The following is a 14,426-nucleotide window of genomic DNA, read 5'->3' as shown; positions in this document are numbered from 1 at the left end:
AGTGATACGTGCACGGATCTAGGCCCGGCCTCCATAACTGACGTACCGTCAGGGAATTCTCGACACCGAGGAGACCGAGGAGGAGGAGACGGCCGTGCCCCAACGCCCCGTTCCGCTGGACGAGTACCCCGTGCACCAGATCGCCCGATCCATGCGCCATGTCGCCAGCGGTGACCGCAACGCCTACGACCGGTCGATCTTCCAGGTCTTCGACCACGAGGGCCGGGCGCTGCTCATCACCGGCCTCGGCGTCTACCCGAACCTCGGCGTCACCGACGCCTACGCGACGCTGCTCCAGGGCGACCGGCTCATCGCCGTCAGAGCCTCGGACGCGCTCGGCGAGGACCGGATGCGGCAGCAGGTCGGACCGCTGCGGATCGAGGTCCAGGAACCGCTCAAACGGCTGCGGCTGGTGTGCGAACCGCAGGAACCGGACCCGGACGGCGCGGACCCGGACGGCGACGAGGCTTCGAGCCTCTCCTTCGACCTGGTCTGGGAGGCGGACTTCCCGGCCGTCGAGGAGCCGCACCACATCCAGTACACCGGCGACCGGCTCTTCCTCGAAGCCAACCGGTTCTGCCAGGCCGGCAGCTGCCACGGCGTGATCCGCGCCGGCGGCCAGGAGATCACCGTGGAACGCGGCCGCTTCACCGCCACCCGCGACCGCAGCTGGGGCGTCCGCCCCATCCCCGGCGAGGCGCCCGGCCGGGCCGCCGAGGAGTTCCGTGCCGAGGGCTTCCACTGGCTGTGGATCCCGATCCGCTTCGAGGACCGCTTCGTCATGGTGATCCTCCAGGAGGACGCCGACGGCTACCGCACCCTCGACAGCGCCGTCCTCGTACACCCCGCGGACGCCGGCCGCCCCGACGAGCAACTCGGGCGCGCCCACGTCGACATCACGTACCGCTCCGGCAGCCGGCACCCCGAGTCGGCCGTCATCCACCTCACCGGAGCCGACCGCAAGCCGATCGAGATCCACGTCGAACTGCTGGGCGGCAGCCCGCTCGCGGTCGGCGCCGGCTACCCGCCGGCCGACGACTGGCAGCACGGCGAGTGGAAGGGCCGCGGCTGGCTGGACCGCCGCACGTACGACCTGGCGGACCCGGCGGGCCTGGGCCTGGCGGCGTACGGCGTCATCGACCACGCGGCCCGCTTCACCTGGGACGGCGCCACCGGCTACGGCATCTTCGAGCACGGCAGCTTCGGGCGGCACGACCCGAGCGGGTTCACCGGCTTCGACTCGGTGGCGCCGTAACCCTGTCAGCCCACGGCTCGTAGCCCTTTGGAGCAGCCCCGCGTACTCCCCGCCGATTCCGGCAAGGAATGGGGAGTAGCCGAAGCCCTGTCCGGCAAGGCCCGCAAGGAGGACCCGTGTCGAGCCCGACCCCACCCCCCGCACCGCACATGACCACCAGCACCCGCGATCCCCAGCTCCTCCGGCAGCGGCTCGACGCCTGGCTGCACGCCCGCGAACCCGGCGCGCACACCCGCACCTTCCACGTCCCGTCCTCCAACGGCATGTCCAGCGAGACCGTTCTGTTCGACCTCGCGGTGCCGCACCGGGCCGGCACCGCCCGCCAGCAGCTGCGCCCCTGCGTCCTGCGGCTGGCCGCGGACCCCGACGCGTACGCGGCCTTCCCCGTGTACGACATGGAGCGCCAGTACCGCACCATCCAGGCCGTCGCCCAGCACAGCAAGACCCCGCTCCCGGCCCTGCTGTGGCTGGAGACCGACCCGGACCCGCTCGGCGCGCCGTTCTTCGTCATGGAACGCGTCGAGGGCCGCGTACCGCCCGACGTCATGCCGTACACCTACGGCGACAATTGGCTCTACGAAGCCGAACCCGCCGACCGCGAGCACCTCCAGCGCTCCACCGTCGACGTCCTGGCCGAGCTGCACACCGTCCCGGTGGAACCGGTCGCGTTCCTGGCCGGGCCCTCCGGCGACGCCCTGCGCGACCATGTGACGGCCCAACGCGAGTACTACCACTGGGTCGTCGACGGCCGCCCCCGCTCCCCGCTCATCGAGCGCGCCTTCGACCGGCTCGACGAACTGTGGCCGGACGACCCCGGCCCCACCGTCCTGAGCTGGGGCGACGCCCGCATCGGCAACATCCTCTACGCGGGCTTCGACCCTGTCGCCGTCCTCGACTGGGAGATGGCCGCCCTCGGCCCCCGTGAGCTCGACCTCGGCTGGATGATCTACCTCCACCGCTTCTTCCAGGACCTGACGGAACAGACCGGCTACCCGGGCCTCCCCGGCTTCATGACCCGCGACGCCATCGCCGACCGCTACCGCGACGCCACCGGCCACACCCCCCGCGACCTGGACTTCCACACCCTGTACGCGGCCCTCCGGCACGCCAACGTCATGCTCCGCATCGGCTACCGCCAGATCCACTTCGGCGAACGCCCCCTCCCCAGCGACCCGGACGACCTGATCATGCACCGCACCTCCCTGGAGGCGATGATCGAGAACCGCTACTGGTGACGGTCACGGGGGCCCGTCCGGCCGGGCCCCCGCGACCCGCTCGCCGGCAGTGACATGAACGTGACGTATTAGGCACAGACCCTCCCTCGATCCCCCCGCGTGACTTGGGTAACGTCGTACGTCCTACGTACGGGGACCACGGGGACGTACAGCGAGCTGACCCGACGGTGCCCACCCACCGACCGGGAGCCCTTCACTTTTATGCGAGCCCCCACAGCGCTCACCGCCGCCGCCCTCGCGACGGCGACCGCCCTGCTGCTCACCGCCTGCGGCGGGGGCGGATCCGACGGCACGTCCGACACGATCGACGGCGTCCCGACGACCGCACCGTCCACCGCCGCGACCACTGCCGCGCCGACCGCCGCCCCGTTGACGATCGACCCGAGCCTGGCACTACCCGCCGACCTGAAGCTGAATTTCGACTGGCCGAGGCCGTCGGACCACACGCAGGCGGTCGCATTGGCCGCCACGGCGAACTTCATGCAGTCACTGGTGCACGGAGTCGTGAAGCAGAGCGTGACGAAGAGCGGCCTGGCCAATTACGCGACGGACAGCGCGCTCGTGTACGGCAAGAGCTATGTCCAGCGCCATGTGGACGCCAAGAGCACGCTCACCGGCACCGACCACTACTACCGTCCCGTCATCAAGGTCGCGGCCAACAAGACTTCCGCCGAGGTCACCTTCTGCAACAACCAGGCCAAGCTGTACAGCAAGGCGATCCCGACCGGAAAGGTCGCCGTCACCCCGGAGAACAATGAGAGCTACAGGTTCTACGACATCGTCCTGATCAAGTTCAGGCCCAACGTCGATCTGTGGCAGGCGGCATCCATCGAAGTGAAGGAGAGTGCCCTGCAGTGCAAGCAATAGGTGGCTCGATACCGCTGCGCCGGGCGCTGGCCCTCGCTGCCGTCACCGTCGTTTCCGCGGCGGGAACGAGCTACGCCAACGACACGATTCCCATTCCGCCGAAGACACATGTGTCGGGTGGCAACGACACCCGCAACCTCAACGCCGCCGCCGGATACTCGGTGGTTCCCGTGACACCCGGCGCCACCGACCCCGGCCGCAAGCGGATCGCCTCGGTCGATACGTCCTGGACGCCGCCGCCTTGCTGGTTCGGGCCCAAGTACAGCGCCCAGCAGTTCAAGGACGAGTACACCAAGAGCTACAAGGAGCAGTCCCCCAACGTCCACGGCAGCTTCTCCACCGCCATGGGCATGGACCTCGCGCACTACCAGGACGGCTACGACTACCCCGGCGTCAAGGGCTACAAGGACTTCAACATCGAGCAGGAGGGCAAGGGCCAGTGGTGGGCCGTGTCCACCAACCCCGCCGCCAGCGCGTTCGACCAGATGTCGTGCAACGACCAGAATCCGCTGTGGGTGCCGAACGGCGAGCGGCCGCCGGGCGCGACGAGGCACGTCATCACCCCGGAGATGCTCTCCAAACTCGCCTTCGCGAGCACGCGTCTCCCGGGCGTGACCATCACCATGAGCCCGACGACAACGCAGACGGTCAACCTGCCGACGTGGGTGTGGCTGCGGGAGAAGTACACGCCGGTGAAGGTCCGCGCGTCCGTGAACCTCGGCGGCGGCCAGGAGATCTGGGCGGAGACCACCGCGCAGGCGAGCAGTGTGCGGATCGAGCCCGGTACGTCCGATGCCACCGTGTTCCCCGCTTCGGGTGAGTGCCCGATCGCCCCGGACGGCAAGGTGGGCGCCGCGTACGCCAGGGGAGCGACCGGCAATCCGCCCTGCGGCGTCACGTATCTCCGTTCGACGGAGCACTCCGGGGCGTACCAGCTCAATGTCACCGCGACGTGGAAGGTCAGTTGGGTCGGCTCCGACGGCGGTGTGCCGACCGGGCTGCCCAACGGCGTCATCAACGAGCCGAAGGCCGTCACCGTCCGCGAGATCCAGAGCGTCGTCCGCTGATCGTCCGCCCCGCCGCCACCCACCGCCGTGCCGCAACCGCAAGCAGACCTATCCGCCTGTATGGGATCATCCGCGCATTGGGAACGACGGGTGGGAGATCCATGAGCAACGTACGGGTGCGGCGGGACGCGGTGGTGGGTGTCGCGTTGGTCATCGCGCTGGGGGCGGCGGGGTGCGGGGGCGGGGACTCGAAGGCCGCGGACGACAAGCCCGCGGCTACGGCCTCCGTGACAGGCAGCACGCCGCCGGCCGGCGCGCCGGGCGCGCTGCCCGGGTCGCTGACCGGGCAGAAGCTGAGCTGGCGGCGGTGCCCGGCGCCGAGTGTGGCGCAGGGCACGGACGGCAAGGCGCCCGGGAGCGAATGGCAGTGCTCGACGCTCAAGGCGCCGCTGGACTACGCGAAGCCGGACGGGCCGACCATCGGTCTCGCGATGATCCGCGCCAAGGCCACCGGCAGCGGCCGGATCGGGTCGCTGGTGTTCAACTTCGGCGGCCCCGGCGGGTCGGGCGTGGCCGCGCTGCCGTCGTTCGGGAAGGACTACGAGAAGCTGCGGTCGCGCTACGACCTGGTGAGCTTCGATCCGCGCGGCGTCGGCGAGAGCCAGGGCGTGAAGTGCCTGGACGACCGGGCCACGGACGTCTCGCGGCAGATCGACGGGACCCCGGACACACCCGACGAGGTACAGGCGCAGCAGGCAGATCTGCGGAAGCTGGTCGCGGCCTGCGTGCAGAACTCGGGCGACGTGCTGCCGCACGTCGACACGATCAGTGCCGCCCGCGACATGGATCTGATGCGCCAGGTGCTGGGTGACAAACAGTTGCACTACTTCGGCATCTCATACGGCACGGAGCTCGGCGGCGTCTACGCCCATCTGTTCCCGGGCACGGTGGGCCGCGCGGTCCTCGACGGGGTGGTCGACCCGACGCTCGACCCGGAGCAGGCCGGCATCGGCCAGGCGAAGGGCTTCCAGCTCGCGCTGGACAACTACCTGACGGACTGCGCGAAGAACACCGCCAACTGCCCGGCCGGCCGCAGCCGGCAGGCCGGCGACCAGTGGATCTCCGCGTTCCTGGCGAAGCTCGACGGGAAGCCGCTGCCGACCGACGACGGCCGCAAGGTCACCCAGACCATCGCGACGAACGGGATCGCCGCCACGCTGTACTCCAAGGACGACTGGAAGTACCTGACCATGGCGCTCAAGGAGGCCAAGGCGACGGGCAGCGGCAATCTGCTGCTCGCCTTCGCCGACTCGTTCGCCGGCCGGGACCAGAACGGCCGGTACAACAACCTGATGCCGGCCAACACGGCGGTCAACTGCGCCGACGCCAAGCAGCGTTACACCCAGGAGCAGGTGCGCGAGAAGCTGCCCGCGTTCCGTCAGGCCTCCGCCATCTTCGGCGAGTTCCTGGCCTGGAGCCTCCCGGCCTGCACCGGCTGGCCGGTACCGGGCAACTGGCAGACGCCTGACGTCAGCGCCCCGGGCGCGGCGCCGATGCTCGTCATCGGCAACACCGGCGACCCGGCCACGCCGTACGAGGGCGCCGGGAAGATGGCAGCCGGGCTCGGCCCGGACGTCGGGATCGAGATCACCTACAAGGGCGAGGGCCACGGCGCGTACAACAGCGGCAACACCTGCATGACGGAGACCGTCAACGCCTACCTGCTGGAGGGAACGGTCCCCGCGAAGGGCACGACCTGCTCCTGATCACGCATGTGAGGGCCCGCACACCGTTTCCGGTGTGCGGGCCCTCAACATATGCGCGACCAGCGATACCGCTAGTAGACCGGCTTGTGCGGCTCGACCGTGTGTACCCAGCCGATGACGCCGCCACCGACGTGCACCGCGTCCGAGAAGCCCGCGGACTTCAGGACGGCGAGGACTTCCGCGGAGCGGACGCCCGTCTTGCAGTGCAGGACGATGCGCTTGTCCTGGGGCAGGTTCTGCAGGGCGGTGCCCATCAGGAACTCGCCCTTGGGGATGAGCTTGGCGCCCGGGATGGAGACGATCTCGTACTCGTTCGGCTCGCGGACATCGATGATCTCGATGTTCTCGCCGTCGTCGATCCACTCCTTGAGCTGCTTCGGCGTGATCGTCGAACCCGCGGCGGCCTCCTGGGCCTCCTCGGAGACGACGCCGCAGAAGGCCTCGTAGTCGATCAGCTCGGTGACGGTCGGGTTCTCACCGCAGACCGCGCACTCCGGGTCCTTGCGGACCTTGACCTGGCGGTAGGTCATCTCCAGCGCGTCGTAGATCATCAGACGGCCGACCAGCGGGTCGCCGATACCGGCGAGCAGCTTGATCGCCTCGGTGACCTGGATCGACCCGATGGACGCGCAGAGCACGCCCAGCACGCCGCCCTCGGCGCAGGAGGGGACCATGCCGGGGGGCGGGGGCTCCGGGTAGAGGCAGCGGTAGCACGGGCCGTGCTCGCTCCAGAAGACGGACGCCTGCCCGTCGAAGCGGTAGATCGAGCCCCAGACGTAGGGCTTGTCCAGAAGCACGCACGCGTCGTTGACCAGGTAGCGGGTCGCGAAGTTGTCCGTGCCGTCGACGATCAGGTCGTACTGGGAGAAGATCTCCATGACGTTCTCGGCCTCGAGGCGCTCCTCGTGGAGAACGACATTCACGTACGGGTTGATGCCGAGGACGGAATCGCGCGCGGACTGGGCCTTGGAACGGCCGATGTCCGCCTGGCTGTGGATGATCTGGCGCTGCAGGTTCGACTCGTCGACCTCGTCGAACTCCACGATGCCGAGCGTGCCGACACCGGCGGCGGCCAGGTACATCAGGGCCGGCGAGCCGAGGCCGCCGGCGCCGACACACAGCACCTTGGCGTTCTTCAGCCGCTTCTGTCCGTCCATCCCCACATCGGGGATGATCAGGTGGCGCGAGTACCTGCGGACCTCGTCGACGGTGAGCTCGGCAGCCGGCTCGACCAGGGGTGGCAGCGACACGGGGACTCCGGATCGGTAGGCATACGGGTGTACGGGTGGTTCTCTCCGTAACACTGCCACGCCGGTCTTCATTCCGAGACACCCGGTCCGAGGAGCGAGACCGAAGGGGATCAGATACTGGGCGGCGGCTGCTTTCGTAACGTTCGCACCGATTCGTCCCAGTAGCCGGCCAGCCCCTCCCACGGGTCGGTGCCGTCCCGGTCGGTGCGGTCCGTGAAGCAGACGGTGGCGGCGCCCTGCCAGCGGGCGATCCGCATCGCCGTCACCAGATGCGACCGCGGCACTCCGTGGACGAGGTGCGCGAAGCGCTCCGGCGGGTACGCGGCCGTCCACTGCGGGGCCTCGGACCAGCGGTACCGGGTCCAGGGGCCGGAGAACGTCACCAGCTGGTCGGCGATCTCGGCGTACCCGGGATACGGATGCATGCCGTGCCCCAGCACGATGTGCCCGTCACCACCGTCGCCACTATCACTGTCAGCGCTGTCCCCGTCGTCCCCCGCCAGCAGTGCCCGCAGCGTCGTCGTCACCCGGCGGCACTCGTTCAGCGCGGAACGCTCCGTCGGCGCGCGGTCCAGGTAGAAGCCGTCCACCCGGTACCAGTCCAGGTAGTGGGAGGCGTCCGAGACGAGCGCGCCGAACGGCCGGGCGCCGAGCCCGGCGTCCAGATGACCGAGGACCGGCACCCCGCTCTCCCGGAGCCGCGCCACCGCCTCCGTGTACAGCGGGTCGGGCCGGGTGCCGGGGCCGCGCGCCACGTTCAGCACCACCCAGTGCAACGGGGTTCCCGGGCGGGCGAGTTCACCCCACTCGGCCGGTGCGACCAGCGGGTGCGCGTTCACCGGGACGCCGAAGCCGAGCCGGTCGGAACGGGCCTGGCCGCCCGCTCCCGGGCCGGCCCCGCCGGAGCGGTCGCGCAGCCCCGCACCCCAGAAGTGCGGCGGCGTCAGACGCGACATGCCGCCTCCATCCAGACGTCGGCCAGCGATTCCTCGAGGCCGATGCGGGGCCGCCAGCCCAGCCGGTCACGGGCCGTCCGCACATCCGCCTGCTGCCAGATGCCGCAGCCGTCGGGGTACGGGGGCGGGCCGGGCGCGACCTGCGGCTCGTCCAGCTCGTGGAGGGTGCCGTCGTAGCCCGCGACATGCGCGAGCCCGGCCGCCATGTCGCGCATCCGTACGGCCCGGCCGGAGCCGATGTTCACCAGGCCCTGCGCGGCCGACAGCGACGCCGCGTGCACCGCCCGCGAGACGTCACGGACGTCGATGAAGTCGCGCTGCACGGCGAGCCCGCCGAGCTTCAGCTCGCCGTCCCCGCTCTGCATCGCCCGGCGCAGCGCCTCGGCCACCCGCCCCAGCGGTGAACTCGTCGGCGTGCCGGGGCCGACCGGGCTGAACACCCGCAGCACCACCGCGTCGAGACCCGAGCCCAGCACCAGCTCGGACGCGGCGAGCTTGCTCACCCCGTACGGGCCGCCCGGCCGCGGCACCGCGTCCTCGGCGGTGGACGCGCCGACCGGCGAAGGACCGTATTCGGCGGCGCAGCCCACCTGGACCAGGCGCGCGCCGGTGCTGCTGCGCCGCATCGCCTCGCACACGGTCGCCACCGCCACCGTGTTGTGCCGGGTCAGGTCCCGGGCCCCGCCGCGGGTCGCGCCCGCGCAGTTGACGACGACGCCCGGGTGCACGGCGTCCAGGAACCGCGCCAGCGCTCCCGGCGCCCCGCTCGCCAGGTCGAACCGCACATCGGCGTCGTCGCTGCGCCCCAGCGCGGTCAGCTGTACGGCGGGGTCGGCGAGCAGCCGTTCGGCCACGTGCCGGCCCAGGAATCCATCGGCTCCAAGCAGCAGCACTCTCATCGGCCGACACCCCCCACCCGGTGTCCTTGCCGGTGCGCTGTCCCGCGCGGTGGGCGGAGCGAGGTCGTTCGGTGCGTGATCAACGTTTCTCCTGGTTGGTGTTGCGGAGGTCTGTCGTACGGGGGTGGGTGGCGGCGGGGGTGCCCGTGCGGGCACCGGTGCCGTGCGCCGAGGCCCGGGTGAGGGCGCGGAAGGCATGCACTACGAGGACTGTGGCGGCGCAGCCGCAGGCCAGGACGGGTATCGCCGCCGGGCCGAGCCACTCGACCGGGGCCGAGACGGCGGCCAGGCCCGGCACGTGGTGCAGTACGGCTGCGCCGAGCGCGGCTCCCTCGGCCGCGGCCGGCGCGCCGGTCCCCCACGCGGCCGCCCTCGTGAAGCCGTGCACCGCGAGCAGCCGGGCGGTGAACAGCAGCATCCCGAGGGCGCCCGCCCCGGCGACACCGGCGGGACCGGCCAGCGCGGCGGCGGCCCACAGGAGGGCGAGCAACACCGCGAGATACAGCACGAGGGTGCCGGCGAGCAGCGGGCGCACCCGGGCGGCGAACTCCCCGAGCCCGCGGCTCGGCGTGAGTTCGGCCCGCGCCCGCAGCGCGAACCGGTGGGCGCACCACGCGGCGGGCGCCAGGGTGAGGGCCAGCGCCACGAACGGGCCGCCGGCGGGCGGGTCGAACGGCGCGCCGAGCAGGCTCGTCAGCAGCGGACCGCCGCACAGCGCGAACGCCAGCAGCCACCCGCCCGAGAGCGCCCCGCCGGCGCTCGCGGTACGCAGCGGGCCGCGTCGCAGCGCCGCCCAGGTGGCCAGCGCGACGAGCAGGGCGATCACCGCGCCGACGGCGGGCGACCGCACCACGAACGCGGCCGCCGCGGCGCAGCCCGCGCCGGGCACCACATGCAGCAGCCCGACCCGTACCGGTCCGACCCGCGCCGCCACCCGCTGCCCGCCGGCCCGCTCCCCCGCGGCGCCGTGCGGGACGCGGGCGTACAACTCGTCCGCGAGCGAGAACACGTCCCGGTGCCGGAACCGTCCCGCCACCCGGTCGGTGACACCGTGCGCCTCCAGCCCTGCGGCGATCTCCAGCACATCCACCGCCCCGGCGCACAACTCCTCATGCCGGTGCATCACCCCACGCACCGGATCAGCAGGCCCCCGCCGCCGCGCCACCGAGGCCCTCCCGGCGGGTTCGGAGTCGCGATCCGGCAGGACACCATCCCGGGCGCCCGGACCCGCCGCCGAGGCGAGACCCCCGCCCTCACCGACCGGCAGGATCAGCTCGGGCTGCAACTCCGACAGCAGGACCCGGTCGTCCGCAGCCGCCTCCACCGGGCGGTACGAACCCCCGCCAACGACGGGCAACTCCGGCGCGTGCGACCCACCGGTATCCCGGCCACTCGGACCCGCCGCCGAGGCGGGAACCCCACCGCCACCGACCGGCAGAACCGGCCCCGGCCGCGCCCCCGAGAGCAACACCCGGTCGTCCGCAGCCGCCTCCGCCAGGCTGGGCCGCGCCCCCGAGAACAACACCCCGCCCTCCACAGCCGGCTCCGCCAGAGGCGTGCGGCCGTCCGTTCCCGGGCCGTAGCCCAGGGCCGCCACGACCCGCGCACGGATGTCGCCCGCCGCGTCGAGTCCGCGGCTGGGCGCCTCCATGAGCGGCTCCGCCCCGGAGGCGGCTTCGGCGGCGGCTTCGTGTTCCGGCCACGCGATGGTGTCGTCCGCGTTCACGCGGTCCGGGGCCGCGGCGGGATCCGCCTCGTCGGAAGGACCCACGCAGCCGCTCAGGCCCTCGGCTGCGGCTTCGGCCGTCGCGATGCCGTCCTCCTGCTCCGGCTCCGGTTCGCGCTCCGGCTCGGACTCCGGGGCCGGAGCCGGGTCACCGGCCCGACCGCCGGCCGGGCGGTCGACGCCGTCGGTGCCGTCGGTGCCGTCGGTGCCGTCGGTGCCGTCGGTCAGGACCTCTTCCGCGGCGGTCGCGGAATCATCCACCGGGCCGGAGGCCGCCCGGCGGAAGGCCGGGGGGAGGAGGTCGGCGCCTGGGACGGTCTCGTTGGGCGGGGTCGGGTCGGTGGGGACGTCGGAGAGGATGCGGGCGAGGAGGGCGGCCTGCGCGGAGCCTCGGGTCGCGGTCATGCGAGGTCACCTCCCGGGAACGGGAAGCCCGCGGGTTGCGGGCGGCGGGCCCAGGTGGGGGCGGGCAGCACGGGCGTGAGGCGGCCGGGGACATGGGCCTCGGCGGGCTCGGAGAACGGGCGCGGCACGCCGTCGGTGTCGAGCAGCGGCTCGCGGCGCACCGGACAGTGCGCGACGAGCTCCAGATAGATCTCGCGGAACGCGCCCACGCACCGCTCGACGGTGAAGAGTTCGAGCGCCCGCTCGCGCGCGGCGGCGCCGAGCCGGGCGGCGCGCTCGGGCTCGCGCAGCAGCGCGAGGCAGGCGTCGGCGAGCGCCTTGGGGTTGCGGGGCGGTACGACGAGCCCCGTGCCGCCGATGACCTCGCGGACGGCGCCCACGTCGGTGGAGACCGTCGCGCGGCCGCAGAACATCGCCTCGACGAGGCTCAGCGGGAAGCCCTCGACGATGCTGGACAGCACGACGACGTCACCGGAGGCGTACGCGTCGGCGAGCTGTGGTGCGCCGGGTGAGCCGATCTCCTCGAAGGTGACGGGGCTCTCGCCGACCGTCACCGCGTCCTGGGCCTCGTCGGGGAAGAGCTGGGCGGCCAGCGTGCGGCAGCCCGCCAGGTAGGAGTCGACGCCGCCGCGGACGTGCAGGATCCGGAGCCGTGCGCCCGGTTCCGCCGTGCGTATCGCGTCGAAGGCGTGCAGGAGCGCGATGAGGTCCTTGGCCGGGTCCGGGCGGCCGACCCAGGTGAGCGTGGGGTCGGTGTGCCCGCCCTGGACGTCCGCGCCGGCCGCTTCCGCGGCTTCGCCGGCGCGGGCGAAGCGGGCGGCCTCCATGCCCGGGTAGACGGTCCGCAGCCGGGAGCGGTCGGCGCCGCAGCGTTCCTGCCAGCGGCGGGCATGGGTGCTGCCCGGGGTGATCAGGGCCGCCTCGCGGTAGGACTCACCGGCGAGCAGCCGGTGGAACGCGGTGAGGAGCGCGCGGACTTCGGCGGAGAGGCCGGAGGCGCGGTGCGCGAGGAGCGCCTCGCGCAGCCGGACGCCGTACTCGGTGACCAGGAGCGGCGTTCCGAAGAACCGTTTGGCCAGCAGGCCGGGAAGGGTCGCGGGACCGCCGGAGACGGCGTGGCACAGATCGGCGGCGCCGAGCTCGTCCGGTTCGTACCAGGGCGCGGACAGCGGTCTCAGGGCGCGTTCCAGAAGTTCGGCGGCGGTGAGCAGGTCCGCCACGCCGACGGTGGCCAGCAGGGGTCGTACGCCGGGAGCGCGGCAGGCGTCCTCCAGGGCGCGCAGCGCGTGCTCGGACCGGAGCAACCCGGGCAGTCCGCCGTCCTCGTGGGCGAGTTCGGCCAGCCCGTACAGACCGGAGGCGAAACGGTCCGCCCGGGCACCTCCGTAGCCGTCGGCTCCCGCACCGGACACGCCGATGACGTCATCGGTGCGGCCCGCGGCGGATCCCTCGTCGCCGCCCGCCAGCGCGGCGGCCAGCTCCCGGTAGTGGTGCAGGAACCGGTGGCGGCGCGCCCGGCTGGCCGCCCGGCCGCGGCTGCCGTCGTCCTCCGGCGGCGCGCCCCACAGGCGCTCGCTGCGCACCCGCCGTACCTGCGACGGCAGTTCGACCCGTCCCCCGGCCTCCGTCCGCTCGGACCTGCTGAGCGCGTACACCTCGAATTCGTGGCCCGGAAGCCCGCGCACGAGCCGGTCGCACCAGGCGCCACCTTCACCTCGTGCGTACGGGTAGCCACCCTCGGTGAGCAACGCGATGCGCATGTGTACGCCCCCCTTCCTTCGCCGGTCCGCCGGATGCATGGCCGGGAGGGCGGATACGTCTGCCCGGCGCGACGACGGTATGCCGGTACGACAGTGGCGCGACGGACGGTTGTCCGCCGCGCCACCAGAAGGGGTGAACGGTCGTAACTTCTCGCACCACAACGCGTTGTCGTCGCTTAGGGTGCGCGGAACAACACACTCCACTCACCCTGTCCGCGACCGTGCCGCGCTCCGGCAGGAAGCGTTCCCCGGACTCCCGGGAAGCGTTTCTCAGACTTCGGCGAGCCCCTTCCGGCTCGCGCGCCGCACCGCGGACTCGACCGGGTCGAGCACCGGCACGGCCGCCAGCAGGCCCTTGGTGTACGCGTGCTGGGGCGAGTCGTACACCGCGTCCGCCGGCCCCTCCTCGACGATCTTCCCGGCGCGCATGACCGCGACCCGGTCGCTGACCTGCCGCACCACCGCCAGGTCGTGCGCGATGAAGACCAGCGAGAGCCCCAGGTCACGCTGCAGTTCACCGAGCAGCGCGACGACCTGGGCCTGGGTCGTCACGTCGAGCGCCGAGACCGGCTCGTCGCAGACGATCAGCTTCGGGGCCGGTGCCAGCGCCCGCGCGATCCCGACCCGCTGCCGCTGGCCGCCGCTGAACTCGTGCGGGTACCGGTGGTACCAGTCCGGTTCCAGACCGACCCGCTCCAGCAGTTCCCGCACCCGCTCGACGACCGCCTTGTCCGAAAGCTCTCCCGCCGCCCGCAGCGGGTCGGCGATCGACTCGCCGATGCTGCGCCGCGGGTTCAGCGACGAGACCGGGTCCTGGAAGACCATCTGCAGCTCGCGGCGCAGCGGTCGCAGCGCCTTGTCGCCGAGCTTGCCGATGTCCCGGCCGTCGTAACGGAGTTCACCGGCCGTGGGGTCGAGCAGCCGCACCAGCATCCGGCCGAGGGTGGTCTTCCCGCTGCCGCTCTCCCCGACGATGCCGAGCGTCTCGCCGCGCCGGACGGTCAGCGACACGCCGTCCACGGCGGTCACGGTGTCCTGGCGCTTGCCGAACTCCCGCCGCAGACCGACCGCTTCGAGAAGCGGCGCTTCCACGGCAGCCTTCCGTTCGTCGCCCGTCCGCTGCTTCACGAGGACGACCGGCCGCGCCGCGTCCACCTGCGGCACCGCCGCGAGCAGTGCCCGCGTGTAGGGCTCGCGCGGGTCGTCCAGGACGGCGCTCACCGCGCCGCGTTCGACGGCGGTGCCGTTCCGCATGACGAGTACGTCGTCGACGCTGCCGGCCACGACACCCAGGTCGTGG

General features: G+C 72.3%; 11 protein-coding genes. 5 read left to right on the top strand and 6 right to left on the bottom strand.

Translation table 11 applies throughout. The features are described from left to right. The first annotated feature begins 94 nt into the window (after positions 1 to 94). The 5 genes from O3W51_RS05820 (at position 95) to O3W51_RS05800 (ending at position 6,130) form a co-directional block, all read left to right on the top strand. The gene (locus O3W51_RS05820) at positions 95 to 1,255 is read left to right on the top strand and encodes a hypothetical protein (RefSeq protein ID WP_138350968.1); all 1,161 of its coding nucleotides are present in this window, start codon (positions 95 to 97) and stop codon (positions 1,253 to 1,255) included. A gap of 149 nt (positions 1,256 to 1,404) precedes the next feature. After that, a complete protein-coding gene (locus tag O3W51_RS05815; RefSeq protein ID WP_138351084.1) occupies positions 1,405 to 2,490 on the top strand; it encodes a phosphotransferase family protein in 1,086 nt (361 codons plus the stop codon). 201 nt (positions 2,491 to 2,691) lie between these two features. Continuing rightward, positions 2,692 to 3,357 carry a hypothetical protein gene (locus O3W51_RS05810; protein ID WP_138350969.1) on the top strand — a complete coding sequence of 222 codons (666 nt, stop codon included), beginning with the start codon at positions 2,692 to 2,694 and terminating at the stop codon, positions 3,355 to 3,357. Further along, on the top strand, positions 3,345 to 4,424 hold the full coding sequence (locus tag O3W51_RS05805; RefSeq protein WP_138350970.1) for a hypothetical protein: 1,080 nt from the start codon (positions 3,345 to 3,347) through the stop codon (positions 4,422 to 4,424). The genes O3W51_RS05810 and O3W51_RS05805 overlap by 13 nt, the downstream gene beginning before the upstream one ends. A gap of 101 nt (positions 4,425 to 4,525) precedes the next feature. Further along, complete coding sequence (locus tag O3W51_RS05800) at positions 4,526 to 6,130, top strand: alpha/beta hydrolase (RefSeq protein ID WP_138350971.1); 1,605 nt, start codon at positions 4,526 to 4,528, stop codon at positions 6,128 to 6,130. 71 nt (positions 6,131 to 6,201) lie between these two features. Here O3W51_RS05800 and moeZ read toward each other — a convergent pair whose 3' ends face one another. From moeZ to O3W51_RS05770, 6 genes are all read right to left on the bottom strand, one after another. Then, on the bottom strand, positions 6,202 to 7,380 hold the full coding sequence (moeZ, locus tag O3W51_RS05795) for an adenylyltransferase/sulfurtransferase MoeZ (protein WP_138350972.1): 1,179 nt from the start codon (positions 7,378 to 7,380) through the stop codon (positions 6,202 to 6,204). A gap of 110 nt (positions 7,381 to 7,490) precedes the next feature. After that, complete coding sequence (locus O3W51_RS05790) at positions 7,491 to 8,336, bottom strand: spherulation-specific family 4 protein (RefSeq protein WP_138350973.1); 846 nt, start codon at positions 8,334 to 8,336, stop codon at positions 7,491 to 7,493. Beyond that, positions 8,324 to 9,235 carry an NAD-dependent epimerase/dehydratase family protein gene (locus tag O3W51_RS05785; protein ID WP_138350974.1) on the bottom strand — a complete coding sequence of 304 codons (912 nt, stop codon included), beginning with the start codon at positions 9,233 to 9,235 and terminating at the stop codon, positions 8,324 to 8,326. Before O3W51_RS05785 ends, O3W51_RS05790 begins: the two co-directional genes overlap by 13 nt. A gap of 79 nt (positions 9,236 to 9,314) precedes the next feature. Next, positions 9,315 to 11,366 carry a hypothetical protein gene (locus O3W51_RS05780; RefSeq protein ID WP_269284277.1) on the bottom strand — a complete coding sequence of 684 codons (2,052 nt, stop codon included), beginning with the start codon at positions 11,364 to 11,366 and terminating at the stop codon, positions 9,315 to 9,317. After that, the gene (locus O3W51_RS05775; protein ID WP_198357003.1) at positions 11,363 to 13,126 is read right to left on the bottom strand and encodes a DUF3492 domain-containing protein; all 1,764 of its coding nucleotides are present in this window, start codon (positions 13,124 to 13,126) and stop codon (positions 11,363 to 11,365) included. The genes O3W51_RS05780 and O3W51_RS05775 overlap by 4 nt, the downstream gene beginning before the upstream one ends. A gap of 270 nt (positions 13,127 to 13,396) precedes the next feature. Next, positions 13,397 to 14,426: ATP-binding cassette domain-containing protein (locus O3W51_RS05770; protein WP_269284274.1), on the bottom strand; the 1,030-nt coding region annotated here is incomplete at its 5' end.

The organism is Streptomyces sp. H39-C1 (genome assembly GCF_027158125.1).
Lineage (GTDB): Bacteria > Actinomycetota > Actinomycetes > Streptomycetales > Streptomycetaceae > Actinacidiphila > Actinacidiphila fildesensis.
This window is presented reverse-complemented; position numbering and strand designations above follow the sequence as displayed.